At 59.6% G+C, this 17,984-nt stretch carries 12 protein-coding genes and 1 pseudogene; 8 read left to right on the top strand and 5 right to left on the bottom strand.

Annotated elements, in window-relative coordinates; all coding sequences use genetic code 11:
• Nucleotides 1–499: 499 nt before the first annotated feature.
• From ABID12_RS13885 to ABID12_RS13905, 5 genes are all read right to left on the bottom strand, one after another.
• The gene (locus ABID12_RS13885) at nucleotides 500–1,522 is read right to left on the bottom strand and encodes a LacI family DNA-binding transcriptional regulator (protein ID WP_354434722.1); all 1,023 of its coding nucleotides are present in this window, start codon (nucleotides 1,520–1,522) and stop codon (nucleotides 500–502) included.
• Nucleotides 1,523–1,778: 256 nt separating this feature from the next.
• Nucleotides 1,779–3,140: an MFS transporter gene (locus ABID12_RS13890; protein WP_354434723.1), complete on the bottom strand. Its 1,362-nt coding sequence runs from the start codon at nucleotides 3,138–3,140 to the stop codon at nucleotides 1,779–1,781.
• Nucleotides 3,141–3,170: 30 nt separating this feature from the next.
• Nucleotides 3,171–4,244: a Gfo/Idh/MocA family protein gene (locus ABID12_RS13895; protein ID WP_354434724.1), complete on the bottom strand. Its 1,074-nt coding sequence runs from the start codon at nucleotides 4,242–4,244 to the stop codon at nucleotides 3,171–3,173.
• 1 nt (nucleotide 4,245) lies between these two features.
• Nucleotides 4,246–5,277 (bottom strand): Gfo/Idh/MocA family protein, encoded by a 1,032-nt coding sequence (locus ABID12_RS13900; RefSeq protein WP_354434725.1) that lies wholly within the window; start codon nucleotides 5,275–5,277, stop codon nucleotides 4,246–4,248.
• A 431-nt stretch (nucleotides 5,278–5,708) separates the two neighbouring features.
• Nucleotides 5,709–7,334, bottom strand: coding sequence for an IclR family transcriptional regulator domain-containing protein (locus ABID12_RS13905; protein ID WP_354434726.1), 1,626 nt, complete (start codon nucleotides 7,332–7,334; stop codon nucleotides 5,709–5,711).
• Between the two features lie 206 nt (nucleotides 7,335–7,540).
• Between ABID12_RS13905 and ABID12_RS13910 the strand changes: the two genes are divergently transcribed.
• The 8 genes and pseudogenes from ABID12_RS13910 (at nucleotide 7,541) to ABID12_RS13945 (ending at nucleotide 17,928) form a co-directional block, all read left to right on the top strand.
• Nucleotides 7,541–8,905 (top strand): MFS transporter, encoded by a 1,365-nt coding sequence (locus tag ABID12_RS13910; RefSeq protein WP_319520735.1) that lies wholly within the window; start codon nucleotides 7,541–7,543, stop codon nucleotides 8,903–8,905.
• Between the two features lie 92 nt (nucleotides 8,906–8,997).
• Nucleotides 8,998–9,789, top strand: coding sequence for a 2-dehydro-3-deoxyglucarate aldolase (garL, locus tag ABID12_RS13915; RefSeq protein WP_354434727.1), 792 nt, complete (start codon nucleotides 8,998–9,000; stop codon nucleotides 9,787–9,789).
• 21 nt (nucleotides 9,790–9,810) lie between these two features.
• Nucleotides 9,811–10,722 (top strand): annotated as a pseudogene (locus ABID12_RS13920) (2-hydroxy-3-oxopropionate reductase); the annotation flags it as partial.
• Nucleotides 10,723–10,843: 121 nt separating this feature from the next.
• A complete protein-coding gene (locus tag ABID12_RS13925; protein ID WP_354434728.1) occupies nucleotides 10,844–12,127 on the top strand; it encodes a glycerate kinase type-2 family protein in 1,284 nt (427 codons plus the stop codon).
• The gene (locus ABID12_RS13930; RefSeq protein WP_354434729.1) at nucleotides 12,124–12,957 is read left to right on the top strand and encodes an aldo/keto reductase; all 834 of its coding nucleotides are present in this window, start codon (nucleotides 12,124–12,126) and stop codon (nucleotides 12,955–12,957) included. The genes ABID12_RS13925 and ABID12_RS13930 overlap by 4 nt, the downstream gene beginning before the upstream one ends.
• Before the next feature lie 17 nt (nucleotides 12,958–12,974).
• Nucleotides 12,975–14,519: a galactarate dehydratase gene (gene garD / locus ABID12_RS13935; RefSeq protein ID WP_354434730.1), complete on the top strand. Its 1,545-nt coding sequence runs from the start codon at nucleotides 12,975–12,977 to the stop codon at nucleotides 14,517–14,519.
• Between the two features lie 235 nt (nucleotides 14,520–14,754).
• Nucleotides 14,755–15,975: an efflux RND transporter periplasmic adaptor subunit gene (locus tag ABID12_RS13940; protein WP_354434731.1), complete on the top strand. Its 1,221-nt coding sequence runs from the start codon at nucleotides 14,755–14,757 to the stop codon at nucleotides 15,973–15,975.
• 3 nt (nucleotides 15,976–15,978) lie between these two features.
• Complete coding sequence (locus ABID12_RS13945; protein WP_354434732.1) at nucleotides 15,979–17,928, top strand: MacB family efflux pump subunit; 1,950 nt, start codon at nucleotides 15,979–15,981, stop codon at nucleotides 17,926–17,928.
• Nucleotides 17,929–17,984: the final 56 nt, after the last annotated feature.

The raw sequence follows: 17,984 nt of genomic DNA on the forward strand, positions 1-17,984 counted from the left end.
TCGGGCTACGCCCTCCCGCGGCCCTCATGCCTGCGTCCAAAGTGGCCGACTTTTGCTCCGCCCCGCGGCCGGTTTTTACACCGCCGTTGACAGTCGTGCTTCACAAAATGGATAAAGCAGCTGAACTGTGACGGCGTCCGCTCTACTTTGCGGGACTATATCCGCAGCGCAGTATCTGTACGGCAGTAGGGTAATGCCCGATGGCGCGCCAACCCGACGCACGGCTTCACGTTTGATCGGCTTCGGCCAGATCGTCCTACCATCGGTCGAGAGCCCGGCCTTGAAGCCCCAGATGTCTACTGACGCCATTCTTCCCTCCTGATTTCAAAGGTGAAGAGAGGCCTATCATTCGGACTTTTCGTTCAGCTAGCCCAAAAAAGGGTAGTTTGTTACGCTTTCCAACGCGCCCCGATCCGAGCGCAAGAAATTCGCTTCGGAATCTCATTTGAAGTACGAGAGTTATATTTCAACTTCACGCAATTTGTCGGCGCAAGCATCGCTATCCGGGCATATCCCTCACAGACAAGCCGGTCATGAATTCGACCGGAAAGACGTGCCTTTTTTCTCTATAAAGCGGCTTTTTCACCTTTTTCAGCAAGACAGATGCCGCGGCCCGGCCCATTTCCTTTTCCGGACGCTTGATGCAGGTCAGGCTCGGGTGGACAAGGTCGCGCCATTCCGGTGTTCCGATCAGCACGATGGAGAGGTCTTCGGGATATCGGAGCGCGCGCTTTTGCAGCCCGAGAAGCGTGCCTTTCGCCATGTAGTAGTGATGGGCGAGAACCATCGCGGTCACTTTGTCGACGGGGAGCCTTGCGGCCATTCTCTTGCCGGCATCTTCCGACAGGTTGTCGAGAAGGATCCAGTCATCGTTGACCGCGATGCCTGCCTCATCCAGAGCTGCCTTGTATCCGGACAGCCGGTCGCGCAAATTCGCGATCGGCGTTGTCCAGCCGAGGAACGCGATATTTCTGTGACCGGCATCCAGAAGCGTTTTCGTGGCGAGATAGCCGGATTGAAAATTGTCGTGGCCGACGAAATCGAAATCGGGGGTCTCGCCTTCGAGGTCGCGCTCCAGCACGACATAGGGAATATTGTGAATGTCGAGCGTCTTGATGTTCTTCGACGTGGACAGCGCCGGACAGATGATGCAGCCGTCGATCTTCTGTGAAACCAGCCGTTTGACGATCTTTTCTTCCTGCTCGACGCTGTCATCGGTATTGCAGATGATGACGACGAACCCCGCCTTTTGCGCCACGGATTCTATTTCCGCGCAGATATCGGTGAAGAAGTTGTTGCTGAACTGGGGAATGATGACCGCGAGGATGCCGCGGGGATTGCCCTTGAGACTGCTGGCCACGGCGTTCTTGACATAGCCCAGCTCTTCGGCGGCCTGCAGCACGCGCTCGCGCAGTTCAGGCCTGATGTAGCGGTCCTTTTCGCTGAAGACGTAGGAGACCGTGGCTGTTGACGTGCCGGATTTTCTGGCAACGTCTTTTATCGTGGGGGCCTTTTTGGTCATCAGGGGCATCCGGTTTTATCACTCGCGACACCCAAAATAGCAGATTTTTTTTCAAGTTGACCTGTCATTGCGCATTTCCTCCGGAAACGACCGGAGCCCGGGCGGACGGGAAAAAAGTGGCTTGTCAGAGGAATGACGGTTTCATCTTTCTTCAAAAGAACCGGGTGTTTGGAGCGTCGCGTTCTTCCGGATAAAGTGCGCGGGACAGAGTGCCATCCCCGTCATCGGGGGTGGCACATGTTGCCGGGAGCGACGATCACTCTTCCGGCAGTGGTCGGTTCATCGTTTCCGGCAGGAAGGGCAGGACAACGATGCCGATGAGCAGAACCATGCTGACAATGATGCCGCCGGTTCTGAAGGCCTCGATATTGCCGCCGAGGCTCCGGGTGATCTGGCCGATGGTGAACGGCGCCGTTGCGGCGATCAGCCGGCCCAGATTGTAGCAGAAGCTTACGCCCGTGCTTCGAAGGCTGGTGGGAAACAGCTCAGGCAGATAGACGGCATAGACGCCGAAAATCGAATACTGGCCAAAGCCCATGATCGGCAGCATCCAGTACATCTGGCTGGTGGTGCGCATGAAGCTGAACACCATGACCGTCGTGGCAAACGACAGCAGCAGAGCGAGGGCTGCTGCGGCGCGGCGACCCTTCACTTGGGCGAACTTCGACAGGGCAAGCATGCCGAAGAAACCGCCCGTGGTCTGCAGCAACAGGCCGACCGCCGCCCAATAGGCCTTCTCGCTGGACATGGCCTCTGCCGTCAGATTGGCATTTGCCAGATGGGTATCGACGATTGAGCGGACAATTGCGGGTGCGAAATTGCCGATGCCCCACAGGCCCACAATACCGGCGCTGCTGACGATCATGCCGAGCCAGGCATTCTTGCGCCAGGTCGGATGGCTGAGGAGGGTCTTGATCGAGCCGAACTTGATGCCCTTGCGTTCACCTTCAGCCTTGGCCTTGACCCACTTTTCGGGCTCCTTCAGACGAAACAGCGAAGGAAGAATGATCAGGGCCGGGAAGGCGCCGATGATGAACAGGACCTGCCATGTCGCCAGGTGGAAGGGCAGAAGACCGCGGATTGCCAGGGCGCCGATACCCATGCCGACAAGGCCGGTGGTGATGTTGCCGAAAGCCGAAAGCGACTGAAGCACGCCAAGTGACTGGGCGCGTGCGCCATCGGGAATGGAATCGGCGACCAGCGCAACCGACAGGCCGAAAACACCGCCGACGCCGATGCCGGTTATGAACCGGTAAAAGCTGAAGTCCCAGAAGCCGGTCGATGCGGCGCTGAGCCCCGTGCAGGCGGCATACATCAACACCGCGAAAAACAGGACGCGGGCGCGACCGTAGCGGTCGCCGAGCGAACCGAGGATCATGCCGCCGATGGCCCAGCCAACGAGGAAGATCGATGTCGTATACGGGCTGTATTCGATGGCCAGCGATTTATCGACCAGATCGGCGACCGCGGCATCGCGGGAGATATTAAAGATCTGCTGATCCATGCAGTCGATGAGCCAGGCCATCGCTGCCAGGAAGAAGACCACCCAGTGGCCTCGGTTAAGCAGGCGCCACCAGGGGACTGACGATGGTGTTGCGCTGTCAGTGCTCACAGTCATGATAATTCTCCTCACCAATTAAGTGTTTGATTACAAGTTGTTGAGCTGAACGGGTGAATTCTGTTCAGCCGATGCGTAGATTGCGCGAACAAGGGCGACCGTTTTCAAAGCTTCCCGGCCTGTTACGCTCAGCGGCTTTTTGCCGCGCAGCGCGTCAACGACTTCCCGCAATTGTTTCTGATGACCTTCATGGCTGATCTGGTCCGGGGCTCCGGCCCCGGAACCGGCGCCAGTCCGGTTGTCCGAGAGGATGGTCGCGTCATCCGGCACGGGGTCCTGAAAATCCCAGCGAACAATCCGGTCATCTTCGAGCGCGGCCGAGCCGAACGCGCCGCAGATTTCGACCCGCCGCTCCCAGCCGGGATAGGCGGCGGTGGTGGCTTCAAGCGTGCCCAAAGCACCGTTTTCGTATCGGAAGGTGGCGCAGCAGGTGTCTTCGGCTTCGATCTGCAGATGGACCCGGCGGGTCGTGAAGGCGGAGACCTCCGCAGGCATGCCGGCGAGCCATTGCAGCAGATCGACCGCATGAATGGCCTGATTCATCACTGCGCCGCCGCCATCGAGCGCGAGCGAACCCTTCCAGCCCTTGTAATAATCCGCGGCGCGGTGCCACTTCACATAAGCGCTGCACAGAACAAGGCGCCCGAAACGTCCGGCATCGATGGCCTGCTTGATGGTCCGGGCGGCCATGCCGAAACGCCCCTGAAAGATCGCGGCGACGAGCACCCCGGCCTGATCGGCGGCATCCAGCAGACGGTTTACCCGCTCAACGGTAACCTCGAGCGGCTTTTCGATAACGAGGTGTTTGCCCGCCGCAATGGCCTGAAGCGCCGGTTCCAGATGCGCACCGCTCGGTGTGACGATGCACACGACATCCACATCGTCGCGTGCAAGCAGCGCTTCGACGTCGTCTGTGAAAAACGGGATATGATGCTCTTCGGCAAGCCGTTCGGCAGACTGCAACGACAAATCGGCAACGCCGGCGAGGCGGACCTTGCAGCCTTCAGCCGCCAGTCCCGCGATTGCCCTTGCATGATAGTTGGCGATCATGCCTGCGCCGATCAGTCCAAAGCCGATGACCTTGTCTTTACCAACGTCTGTCATGTCACATGCCTCCTTCATTGATGACTTCGGCGTTCTCCTGGGCGCGCAACGCCAGCTCGCAGACCTTGAAGCCGTGCGCATGGGTCATTGCGGTCTCGGTGCGGTCGAAAATGTCGTGCAGGATGTGCGTATAGTAGGGAAGTTCGTCGCTTGAGCAGTCGATGTATTCCGCCGTCTCGTTGTTGACGAGGAACAGGTGGTCCTTGCCGCTCCGGCCGCAGATATCGATATATTTTCTGAGCTCGATATATCCCTCTGTGCCGAGGATCGTGAGCCTTCCGTCTCCCCAGCTATCAAGCGCATCGGGCGTGAACCAGTCGACCCGGATATAGCCGCTGGCTGGACCGTTCGACAAAATCAGCTCGCCGAAATCCTGCAGGCCGGGCAGGTCCGGATGAGCGAGATTGCCATAGCGTGAGGTCACGATGCGGGCATCGTCGCAACCGGTAAAATGGAGAAACTGGTCGATCTGATGCGATGCAATGTCGGTCAGTATCCCGCCATATCTGGCCGGATCGAAGAACCAGTCCGGCCGAAGGTGCCGGTTGAGACGGTGCGGCCCCAGGCCGACGGTCTGAAGCACCTTGCCGATCCTGCCTTCGCGAACGAGTTTCGTTGCCCGCGAGACGGCGCGGACCTCGAAACGCTCCGTGAAATTGACTGTGAAAATCCTGCCGGTTTCTTTCTGGACCTTGCGAACAGCCTCCAACTGCTCGAATGTCGTGACGCCGGGTTTGTCCACCATGATATCCTTGCCGTGGCGCATGGCCGAAATGGCGATGTCCGCGCGGTCGCAGGGAATTGCTGCTGTAACGATCAGATGGATAGAAGGGTCATCGAGCAGACGGCGAGGATCGTCGACGCGCTGAATATCCGGGAACCGTTTCTGAAATCCCGGCAGTGTGGATACATCGCCGTTTGAATAATATCCGGCACATTGCGCTCCCACCTCCAAAAGGCTTGCGACCTGATCATACACGTGTCGGTGATCGATCCCGATGACGCCAAACTTCAGCGTTGGGTAACTGGCCATATGAACTGCCTCCATTGCGCACGAACTGCAAAAGGCATGCCCTGCATCGTGTTGTTTTCCTCGTGAGGTAAACGTTTACATGTTTGTTTGAGGGCTGACCTTGATTTATGTAAACGATTACCTGTCAAATTGCGGTTTATTTTCGATTTGGGTTGGTTCAGCGCATGGGAGGGGGGAGACAGCGCGTGAAACAGACCAGCCCGGCCCATGCGTCAAAGGAGGCGAAGCACGCATCGGTAGACGCTGGTGGAAATGGATGTGGCTGATCCGGCTTTCACGGTGCGACAGATGGATTGTCAGGCAGGCAATATAGCCGTCACGCTCAGCATGCCAGTCGGCGACCGGACCACGCTGCATCACGGCAAATCGTTCTCAGCTAGCAGGCTGAAGAGAGGGCCGCTTCCGTCTTCGCGGAAACTGCGGCCATCTGTTTATACGTCGATTTGAACCGTCAGGAGGTGGCCCGATAGCGGAGCATTTTTGAGAATGTCCTGGGCGACGCCAAGCCGTTCGGTTGTGATGTAAAGGGTCGCGCCGTCGCTGCCGCCGAAGGTCAGTCCGGTGGGTCGCGGTACGGGCAATGCCAGGATCTGTTCCACCTCACCGCTTTCATCAAGCCTGATCACGCTCCAGCCATCGCGCAGCGCAACCCAGAGCCTGCCCAGTTTGTCGACGGCAAGAGCACATGGTGTGCCCGCGCCACGCGGAATGCGGCAGAGCACCATGGGCGCCCGCCGGCCGTGCACCAGTTCATAGATGATGCCTTCCTCGCTGTTGAGCGCATAAAGCAGTTTGCCGTCGAAACTCCAGGCCATGTTTGTGGCCGCATGCGCAACGGTCCATTCCGGCGTGAAGGCTCCACGTGCGGATATCTGTCCGATTTCCCAGGCGCCGTCCGCCTCGCGGCAAGTCCAGACAGCGCCGTTGGGGCCGGCGGCAAAAGCAGAATCGTGTTCGAAGTAGGGCCGGTCAATCCGTTCGCACATTCCCCCCAGACGGGCATGGTACCAGACGCCTTCGCATACAAGATTGATGCCGCCATTGCGAGCAGGGATCACATGCTCGATCGGTCCCGGCGTCGTGGCAATCTGCACCGGTTGCTCATCCTCCGGCATCGCATAGATTGCCGGCGCCAGCCGGTCGACCCAATAAAGGCAGGCTTCGCGGTTTCTCCATAGGGGCTTGTCCCCGTGAAAAGCCGGGTTTCCGACAGGGTGTATGTCGCTATGGCTCGGCTGCTCGGCATTGGCCTTGTGATCCTGAATCAGCAGACTTGCGCGCTTGCCGGCCTCGATCAGTTCCGGTGCCAGTTGTTCGGCGCGTTCCATCGTCATGCGATAGGTCGGTCCGGAAACGCTGATCGCGGCAACCGGCACGCCATTGGCATCGAAAAGCGGCACGCCGATGCACCGCACACCGGGGATGTTTTCCTCGTCGTCGATGGCAAATCCGCGCTGACGCACGATGTTGAGGCGCAATCTGAGCGCATTTTTGTCCGTAATCGTATGGGATGTGATCGGCTCGAACGTCAGCGTCGAGAGGATATGATCCAGTTGCCGCTGGGGCAGAAACGCCAGCACGGCCTTGCCCTGGCTGGTGGCGTAGACCGGCTTGGTTTTCCCCATCGCCGCAGTCGAGCTGTTTTCGTGAGCGCCGACGGATTTCGATATCGAAACCATCTGGTTTCCGGACAGGGCTGCCAGATACGCCGTTTCGCCCGTCATTTCACGAAGCCTGCGCAGCTCGTCGGCGACGATCGTGCTCAGATCCTGCTCACCCCATGCGCTTTGCGCAAGATCCAGCATATGAAAACCAAGAAGCAGTTTCTGGCCGGTTGCCTGATCCGTGCGGAGAAAGCCGCGTGTGCTCAAGGCCGAGACAATCCGGTAGACGGTCGATTTCGACAATCCCGTTGCCTCGACCAGATCTTTTGAGGCCAACCGTCCGGGCGAGCGGCCGACGAGATCAAGAATATCGCAGGCCTTTGTCAGCAAACCGGCGCCTTTGACATCCTGCGCACGTGCGTCGCGTTTCGGCTTTTGTTCGATCACGTCCATTTCCAGCTCCTCTTTCCCGCACAGAATAACACGTTTCCCACAATATGAAACAGAAAAGCGAAAATGATCGATTGATCTGCTTTGTGGTCTACATCGTGGTTGACCGTCCCGTCATTTGGGAGAAAGTTCGCGTCAAACAGGCCTGATTGTTTGGTGAGGTTATGACAGTCAGGCTCATCACGACACCAACAGGGAGGATTTCGGAGATGTCCGAAACAACCGCCACGCCGGGGCCGGTTTCAGCCGGTACGCGACCAACCAATATTCGTTGGCTCATATTGCTGATGCTGTTCGGCGTCACGATCGTCAACTTTGCCTGCAGGGCCGTTGTTTCGGTTGCCGGGCCGGATATCGAGCAGACGCTCGGGCTTTCCAGCGTTTCCATGGGCTATATCTTTTCGGCCTTTGCCTGGTCCTACGTATTGGCGCAATTGCCCGGTGGCTGGCTGCTGGATCATCTGGGCTCCAAAAAGACCTATTTCATTGCCTTGTCCCTCTGGTCCGTATTCACCGTTCTGCAAGGGGCCGTAGGCTTTCTGGCCGGTGGAGCCGCCGTGATCGCCTTTTTTGTGCTCCGCCTGCTTGTCGGCGTGGCCGAAGCGCCGGCGTTCCCCGCCAACGGCCGCATCACGTCGGCCTGGTTTCCTGACAAGGAGCGCGGCTTTGCATCAGCCGTTTTCAACTCGGCCCAATATGCCGGCACGGCATTCTTTTCGCCGATCATCGGTCTGATCGTTCACTATTACGGGTGGCAGGCCGCTTTCTTCATCATCGGCGGCATCGGCATTCTGCTGGCGCTGTTCTGGAACAAGATCGTCTACGGCCCGAAGGATCATCCTTCCGCCAATGCTGCCGAGCTGGATTATATCCGCGAGGGCGGTGGCCTTGTCGATCTGGACGCCAAGAAGAAGAGCGCTGCGTCCCAACAGCATGTCGACACCGCCAAATGTCTGAAAGAGCTGCTGGGTTCGAGAATGCTGCTTGGCCTTTATATCTACCAGTTCTGCATCAACACCCTGACCTATTTCTTCCTGACCTGGTTCCCGACCTATCTGGTTGTCGCCCGTCACATGACCATCCTGAAGGCCGGTGCTGTCTCCGCTCTTCCCGCCATCTGCGGATTTGCCGGTGGCCTGCTGGGCGGCTGGGTATCCGACCGTCTGATCAAGGCCGGCATGTCGCTTTCACTTGCCCGCAAGATTCCGATCATCATCGGGATGGTGCTGGCGATGGCGATGATGCTTTGCAATTACGTCGATTCCAATGTTGTCATCATTGCCCTCATGTCTCTGGCATTTTTCGGCAAGGGATTTGGCGCACTCGGCTGGGCGGTGGTCTCCGACACCTCGCCCAAGGAAGCCGGCGGGCTTTCGGGCGCCCTGTTCAACACATTCGGCAATGCAGCCGGCATCATCACGCCCATCATTATCGGCTACCTGGTTCAGGCCAGCGGTAATTTTAACAGCGCACTTGTCTTTGTCGGTGCCAGCGCGGCCGTCGCCATCCTGGCCATGGTTTTCATGGTCGGCAACATTCACCGCTTTGAACTCAAGGGCGCGATTGCAAAATAATCGGGCATGCCTTTGCCGCTCTGTCCGTAAACAAAAACGGGTGGAGCGGCAGAGTATCCGGGCAGAAAGCCAAGCAAGAGAAGGGGCGTAAAATGAGCAACACACAGCCATACCAGGGAATACCCAACGGTTTCCGCCAAAATATGTTGCGAAGGAAAGTGCAGGTCGGCTGCTGGTCGGCGCTTGGCAGCCCGATTACGACCGAGGTTCTGGGCCATGCCGGGTTCGACTGGATCCTTCTGGACAGCGAGCACGCACCCAATGATGTGTTGACCCTCATTCCTCAGCTCATGGCATTGAAGGACAGTCCGTCAGCGCCTGTCGTCCGCCCGCAGTGGAATGACACGGTGGTCATCAAGCGGCTTTTGGATTCAGGCTTCTACAACTTTCTGGTTCCCTTCGTTCAGTCGGCTGACGAGGCGCGCAAGGCCGTTGCCGCAACGCGTTATCCGCCGGAAGGCGTGCGCGGTGTCTCGGTTTCGCAGCGTTCGAACCAATACGGCACGGTTCCCGACTACATGAAACTGGTCAACAAGAACATCACGGTTCTGGTCCAGATCGAAAGCCCGACGGCTGTCGATGCAATCGAAGAAATCGCTGCGGTCGATGGTGTGGACGGACTTTTTGTCGGCCCTTCGGATCTGGCCGCCGGCTATGGCTTTCTCGGCAATGCGGGCGCGCCCGAAGTGCAGAAAGCCATCAGACATGTTTTCGATGTCGCCGCCGATCACGGCAAGGCCTCCGGCATTCTGGCACCGGCCGAGGCGGATGCGCGCCGATATCTGGAAATGGGCGCAACTTTCGTTGCCGTCGGATCAGACCTCGGTGTGTTCCGCTCGGCCACGCAAACCCTTTGCGACAAGTTCAAAAACACGGCCGCGTAAACGTGCAGCAAGCAAAAGCACTTAAATAAAAGGAGTTTGACGATGAGTAATATTGGTTTTGTCGGCCTGGGCATTATGGGAACCCAGATGGCAGCACGGCTTGCTGATGCCGGCCATACGGTTTTTGCCTATGACCGCAATCCGCTGTCCGAGTTTCTGACGGCCAAGGGTGTTTCGGCCTGCGCTTCCAGCAAGGAAGCTGCCGAAAAAGCGGAGATTTTCATTTCCATCGTGCCGGATACGCCGGATGTCGGTGATGTCCTGTTCGGCGAAAACGGCGCGGCTGAAGGCCTGCGCGCCGGCACCATCGTGATCGATATGAGCTCGATTTCGCCTGTTGAAACCAAGCAATATGCCGCAAAGATCGAGGCGCTTGGCTGCGAATATGTCGATGCACCGGTTTCCGGCGGTGAGGTTGGCGCGCGCGACGGCACGCTGTCGATCATGGTTGGCGCGAAAGATGCGGTCTTTGAAAAGGTCAAGCCGCTTTTCGAGATCATGGGCAAGAACGTCACGCTGGTGGGCGCGGTCGGCGCCGGGCAGACCGCCAAGGTTGCCAATCAGATGATTGTCGCCATGAATATCGAGGCCGTCGGCGAGGCACTGCTGTTTGCCGCACGCGCCGGCGTTGACCCGGAACGGGTCCGCCAGGCGATCTCCGGCGGTTTTGCATCGTCGAAAATCCTGGAACTGCATGGCGAACGGATGATCAAGCGGACATTCGATCCCGGCTTCCGCATCAACCTGCACCAGAAAGACCTTAACCTTGCGCTCACCGCCGGCCGCCAGATGGGCCTGTCGCTCCCCAATACGGCAACCTGCCAGGAATTGTTCAACGCCTGCGCGGCGCATGGCGGCAGCGGCTGGGATCACTCCGGCATGGTCAAGGCGCTTGAACTTCTCGCCGATTTCGAAATCGGTCAGGACGACTGACGGAACCTTTTCAGGCGGAAAGCACTGCGCTTGCCGCCTGAAACAACAATGCAAGACCAATGAACCGGACGGACCGTGCCAGACAGGTCCGGACCGTTCGGCCACAGGAGCCCGGGACGGGATGTATTCAGACCCTGAAAAGCTGTTGAGAGCGATGTTTGACGCAGCCGTTGCGGCCGCTCAGCCATCACTTTGCGTTCCGCCGCACCTGCCGGAAAAGCCCGAAGGCAAACTGATTGTCATCGGTGCGGGCAAGGCATCGGCATCCATGGCGCGTGCCGTCGAGCAACACTGGAGTGGGCCGCTTTCCGGCCTTGTGGTCACGCGCTATGGCCATGCTGTCGCCTGCGATAAAATCGAGGTTGTCGAGGCGGCCCATCCCGTGCCGGACAAGGCCGGGCTGGATGCTGCCGCGCGCATTCTGGATCTGGCTCGCTCTGCCGGGCCGGATGATACCGTTCTCTGTCTGATTTCCGGCGGCGGCTCCGCTTTGCTGCCGATGCCGCTGGAACCGCTGATGCTTGAAGACAAGCAGGCCGTGACCCGCGCGCTTCTGGCCTGCGGTGCGCCGATCAGCGAAATCAATTGCGTGCGCCGGCATCTGTCGGGCATCAAGGGCGGACGTCTGGCTGCTGCGGCGCATCCTGCACGGGTTGTGAGCCTGCTGATTTCGGATGTTCCCGGCGATCACCCGCTGGATATTGCATCAGGCCCGACGGTCGGCGATCCGACCACGGCTGACGATGCCCGCGCCATCCTCAAACGCTACGACATATCGGCCCCGCAAGCCGTTTTGGATGTGCTGGCCTCTGTGCGCTGCGAAAGCGTGAAGCCGGACGACGAGCGGTTGAAGAACACTGAAAATGTGATGATTGCCGCGCCCCAGATTTCACTTGAAGCCGCCGCCGAAATTGCCGTCCGGGAAAGTTTGCCGGTTCACATCCTGTCCGATGCGATCGAAGGCGAGGCGCGCGATGTCGGCAAGACGCTGGCAGGCATTGCCCTGCAGGTTGCCCGGCGCGGTCAGCCTTTCGAGCCGCCCTGCATTCTGCTGTCCGGCGGGGAAACCACCGTCACCGTTCGCGGCCAGGGGCGCGGTGGCCGCAATGTCGAATTCCTGCTTTCGCTTGCGCAAACGCTTGAGGCGCAGCCGGGCATCTGGGCGCTTGCCGCCGATACCGATGGCGTGGATGGTATCGAAGAAACCGCCGGCGCCATTGTAACGCCCGATACGCGCGAGCGGGGGCTGGCGAAAGGCATGACGCTGGCCGCGGCACTGGCGGATAATGACGGGCATGGCTTTTTCGGCGCCCTTGGCGATGCGGTTGTCACCGGTCCGACGACGACCAATGTCAACGATTTCCGCGCCATTTATATTCGTGAAAGAGCGGAGGAGAAAACATGAAGATGGTTACGCTTCCCGACGGCGAGCAGGTCGCCGCGCTTGGCCAGGGGACCTGGTTCATGGGCGACAAGCCGGCAAACAGGAAGGACGAGATTGCCGCGCTGCGCGCCGGTATCGACCTGGGGATGACGGTGATCGACACGGCTGAAATGTATGGCAGCGGCCGCTCCGAGCGGCTTGTCGGAGAGGCGCTGCAGGGCCGGCGCGATCAGGTGTTTCTGGTGTCGAAAGTGCTGCCGAACAATGCCGGTTTCAAAGACTGTATCGCTGCTTGCGAGCGCTCTCTGCAACGGCTGCAGACAGACCGGCTCGATCTCTATCTGCTGCACTGGCGCGGCGGCGTACCGTTTTCTGAAACGATTGAGGCTTTCGAAACCCTGAAACGTGATGGCAAGATCCGTCGCTGGGGTGTTTCGAACCTCGATATTGACGACATGGATGAACTGGTTGCCGCGCCCGGTGGCGAGCAGGTCTCAACCAATCAGCTTCTTTATAATCTGAGCAGACGCGGCATCGAATGGGACCTTTTGCCCTGGTGTCAAAACCGCGGTCTGCCAGTGATGGCGTATTCACCGGTTGAGCAGGCGCGCCTGCTGAATGATTCCGGCCTTGTTTCGCTGGCCAATGAACTCGGTCTTTCAGTCGCCCAACTGGCGCTTGCATGGATCCTGCGTCAGCAAAACGTCATCGCCATCCCGAAGGCAGGACACACAGCGCATGTGCAGGAAAATGCGCGGGCTGCCCAAATCAACCTGTCGCCAGAGACGCTCTCCAGACTTGACCGGCTTTTTCCGCCGCCTGTCGGCCCGCGCCCGCTGGACATACTGTAAACACGCGGAGGATTAAAATGTCAGATACACAAACACAGGAAAAAGTCGTTCCCTTAACGGTCAAGGTTCATCCGTCCGACAATGTCGCGATTGTCGCAAATTCGGGTGGTCTGCCTGAAGGCACGGAACTGGAAGACGGCACCACGCTGGTGGAATTCGTTCCGCAGTCGCACAAGGTTGCACTGGAAGACATCCCCGCCGGCGGCATTATCCGCCGCTATGGCGAGGTGATCGGCTACGCCATCGACGACATCGCGCGTGGCGCATGGATCAACGAGAACAAGCTTGACCTGCCTGTTCCGCCGGCCCTTGATGAGCTTCCGATTGCAACACGCGTGCCCGAAGACCTGCCGCCGCTGGAAGGCTACACCTTCGAGGGTTATCGAAACGCCGACGGCTCGGTCGGTACGCGCAATCTTCTGGGGATACTGCCATCTGTCCAGTGTGTGGCCGGAACGCTTGAATATCTCGTGCGGCAGGTGCGTGAGAAATTGCTTCCCAAATACCCCAATGTCGACGGTGTCGTCGCGCTCAACCATGTCTATGGCTGTGGCGTTGCCATCAATGCCCCTGCAGCCGTCATTCCGATCCGGGCCATTCAGAACCTGGCGCTCAATCCCAATCTGGGCGGCGAGGTTCTCGTGGTTTCGCTCGGTTGTGAAAAGCTGCGCCCGGAGCTGATCGCGCCCGGTGGCGACGAAGACACGATCATCGCCATGCAGGATGAGCAGTTCAACGGCTTTCAGGAAATGATCGACGCGATGATGGAAGCGGCCGAACAGCGCCTGCAAGTCCTGAACGGACGCACGCGTGAAACCGTTCCGGCTTCGGAGCTGATCGTCGGCATGCAGTGTGGCGGTTCGGATGCGTTTTCCGGCGTGACCGCCAATCCGGCCATTGGCTACTGTTCCGACTTGCTCGTGCGCGCGGGCGCTTCGGTGATGTTTTCCGAGGTCACCGAGGTGCGCGATGGCGTGCACCTTCTGACGCCGCGTTGTGTCGACGAAGAGGTCGGCAAGGCGATGATCCGCGAAATGGCCTGGTACGATAACTATCTTGCCAATGGTCAGACCGACCGGTCCGCAAACCCGACGCCCGGAAACAAGAAAGGCGGCCTTGCCAATATCGTCGAAAAGGCGCTGGGGTCGATCGCCAAATCCGGCAGCAGCGCCATTGTTGACGTCCTGGGGCCGGGCGAGTTCGTGCGCAAGAAGGGGCTGACCTTTGCTGCCACACCGGCATCCGATTTCGTCTGTGGCACCATGCAGGCCACATCCGGCATCACGTTGCAGGTCTTTTCGACCGGCCGCGGAACGCCTTACGGGCTGGCCCTGCTTCCGGTCATCAAGATGGCAACCCGTCACGATCTGGCCAGACGCTGGGGCGACCTGATCGACATCGACGCCGGCGGCATCGCCACTGGCGAGAAGACGATCGAGGATGTCGGCTGGGAGCTCTTCCGGTTCATTCTGGATGTTGCCAGCGGCATCAAGGAACCCTGGTCGGACAAGTTGGGATTGCACAACGACCTTGCGATCTTCAACCCTGCTCCGATCACCTGAGCAAAACCAGACAACAGCCCAATCCTTTCATGCGCACCTGGCGAAACAATCCCGCTTTCGCCAGGTGCGTCGCTTTTCGGTTCTTCACAGACGGCGGAGTATGGTAGTGCGTAAACAGGCGCGTCGATTGTCTGGCGCGCCAAAAAAACGATTATAAAATTCGGACGACACTGCCGTCCCGTATCAGGAGATGCAGCGCCGTCGGGCGCTCCCGCCGTCAACCGAAGGTCCCGAGATGAAATCCCGCGCAATCGTCACGACCGTTTTCGCCCTCATCGTCCTCGCGGGCGCAGGCTATTGGCTCTGGAACCGTTACGAGGCGCCGAAAGGGCAATTGCCGCCGACAGCCGCCGTCACGCGTGGTGATATCGAGGAGACCGTGCTTGCCACAGGCATTGTCAAACCCGTTCGTCTCGTTGCCGTCGGGGCGCAGGCGTCCGGCCGCATCACCGCCGTCGACGTCGAACTCGGCGAAACGGTCAAGGCGGGAGACCTGATCGCCGAGATCGATTCCGGCACCCAGGAAAATGCCCTTCGAACCGCCCAGGCGGCACTGGACAACGCCAGGGCGCAGCTTCAGGAAAAACAGGCGACGCTGACGCTCAACCAGCAGGCGCTCGATCGCTACACCGAACTGTTCAACAAGAATTCCGGAACCCGCGCGGACTACGAAAGCGCGCTTGCCGATGTCAGCGTCACCACCGCCCAGATTGCGGCCATCAACGCGGCTATCGTCGAGGCCGAAGTTGCCGTCGACACCGCGAAGGTCAACCTCGGCTACACCAGAATTACCGCGCCCAGCGACGGCACGGTGCTTGCCATCGTCAGCCAGGAGGGCCAGACGGTGAACGCGGCGCAATCGGCTCCGACCATTGTCGTTCTCGGTCAGCTTGACAGGATGACGGTGCGAACCGAAATTTCCGAAGCGGACATCACCAGGGTTTCGCCCGGCCTGCCCGTCACCTTTACCGTGCTTGGCGATCCCGACACGGTCTACCGCTCGACGCTCGAATTCATCGAGCCGGCGCCTGAATCGGTCAAAAACGATTCAAGCTTCTCGACAACCGCGTCGTCCGCCGCGTCCTCCGGTTCGTCGTCATCGGAAGCGGTCTACTATAATGGTGTTTTCACCGTTCCAAACGACGATGGAAAGCTCAAAACCTACATGACCGCGGAGGTCGAGATCGTGCTCGGCACGGCCAGCAATGTGCTGACCATCCCCTCATCCGTGCTGGGAACGCCCGATGGCGACGGCCGCTACACGGTTCAGGTGCTGGATGAGGCCGGCAACATCACGCCGGCCGAAATCGAAATCGGTCTCGACAACCGCGTCAGGGCCGAAGTGAAATCCGGTCTCAGCGAGGGCGACCGCATTGTTACCGGCGATATCGCCGGTGGCGGTCCTGCAGGCGGTGAGCGCGGCGGCGTGCGCCATCCGCCGTCAATGGGGCTTTGAACCATGAGCGCGCCACTTATCAGTCTTTCGGGAATTTGCCGCGCCTTCCGGGCCGGCGATGAGCAGATCGAAGCCCTCAAGGGCGTCACCCTCGATATCGAGGAGGGCGAGATGGTGGCCATCATCGGCTCGTCGGGATCCGGCAAGTCGACGCTGATGAACATTCTCGGCTGCCTCGACCGGGCGACCGCCGGCGAATACCGGATTGCCGGGCGCGCGGTTTCCAGCCTCGACGGCGATGAACTGGCGGCGCTCAGACGCGAGCATTTCGGCTTCATCTTTCAGCGCTACCATCTGCTGCCCGAACTGAACGCCGTCGGTAATGTCGAAATTCCCGCGATCTATGCCGGGACCGCGTCATCGTCACGGCGCGAACGCGCGGTGGCGTTGCTGACACGGCTCGGCATGGCGGACCGCACCGGCCACCGTCCGGGGCAATTGTCGGGCGGCCAGCAGCAGCGTGTTTCCATCGCCCGTGCCTTGATGAACGGCGCCAATGTCATCCTTGCCGACGAGCCGACCGGCGCGCTCGATTCCCACAGCGGCGATGATGTCCTCGAAATTCTCGAGGAGCTCAATGCCGAAGGTCACACCGTCATCATCGTGACTCACGATCCGAAAGTGGCCAGCCGCGCCGCACGGATCATCGAAATCGCCGATGGCGAGATTACCGCCGACACGGTGACGCGTGAGGCAGGCCGAACTGAAACGCGTAAGACCCGCAAACTCCGTGAGAGAAGATCGCCATTCCGCATCGGCGCTGCGATTTCGGAGGCTTTTCAGATGGCGCTTGTCGCCATGTGGGCGCACAAGCTCAGAAGCTTTCTCACCATGCTCGGCATCATCATCGGCATTGCCTCGGTGGTCAGCGTGGTCGCCATCGGGCAGGGGGCGCAGGCAAAGGTGCTCGAAAACATATCCAGCCTCGGCACCAACACGCTGGAGATCTTCGCGGGCAGGACCTTCGGCGATGTCCGCGCCGGCAAGATCACCACGCTGGTGGTCAACGACGCTGTCGCGCTCTCCAACCAGCCCTATGCCGCCGCCGTCACGCCGACGGTTTCGAGCTCGTCGACGGTCCGTTACGGATCGAGGGAATCCAACGCGCTCATCAATGGCGTCGGCGCGCAGTATTTCACCGCCAAGGCGCTCGAGCTTACAGAGGGCAGCCTCTTCAACCAGTCGGCCGTCAGGGCCCGTTCGCAGGATGTCGTCATCGACAGCAATACGCGCGACACATTGTTTGCGGCGGGCGAGGACCCGATCGGCAAGGTCATTCTGGCCGGTAACGTTCCGGCAAGGGTCATCGGCGTGGTGAAGACCAGCCAGAGCGGGTTCGGCTCAAGCGGCTCTCTCTCGCTCTACATGCCCTATACCGCCGTCCAGACACGCTTCCTCGGAGACACGACGCTGCGCAGCGTCATCCTTCAGGTCGACGACGGTTATGACATGGGCGATGCCGAAAACGCCGTGACGGAACTGCTGACGCAACGGCACGGCACCCGGGATTTCTACATTCTCAACACGGACGATATCCGCCAGACAATTACCAGCACAGCGTCGACGCTGGCGCTGCTGATCGCGGCCATCGCGGTCATCTCGCTGGTGGTCGGCGGCATCGGGGTGATGAACATCATGCTGGTTGCCGTTTCCGAACGGGTCTCGGAAATCGGCGTGCGCATGGCGGTTGGCGCGCGGCGCAGCGATATCCTGCTGCAGTTCCTGATCGAAGCCATCATCGTCTGCCTGATCGGCGGCTGCCTCGGGATCGCGACGGCACTCGGCTTCGGCAGTCTGCTGACGGCGCTCAACTCCGGCTTCTCCGTGCTCTATTCGCCAGGTTCGATCATCGCCGCGGTAATCTGCTCAACACTGATCGGCGTCACCTTCGGCTACCTCCCGGCCAGAAACGCCTCGAAACTGGATCCGGTCGCCGCGCTTTCGGGGGAATGAAAAAGCCCGGTCGCCGGGGCAACGGTGCATGTTCCGTCTCAACGCCTTTGAGACAA

This window comes from Martelella mangrovi, assembly GCF_040545495.1.
In the GTDB taxonomy this organism is placed as follows: Bacteria; Pseudomonadota; Alphaproteobacteria; order Rhizobiales; family Rhizobiaceae; genus Martelella; species Martelella mangrovi.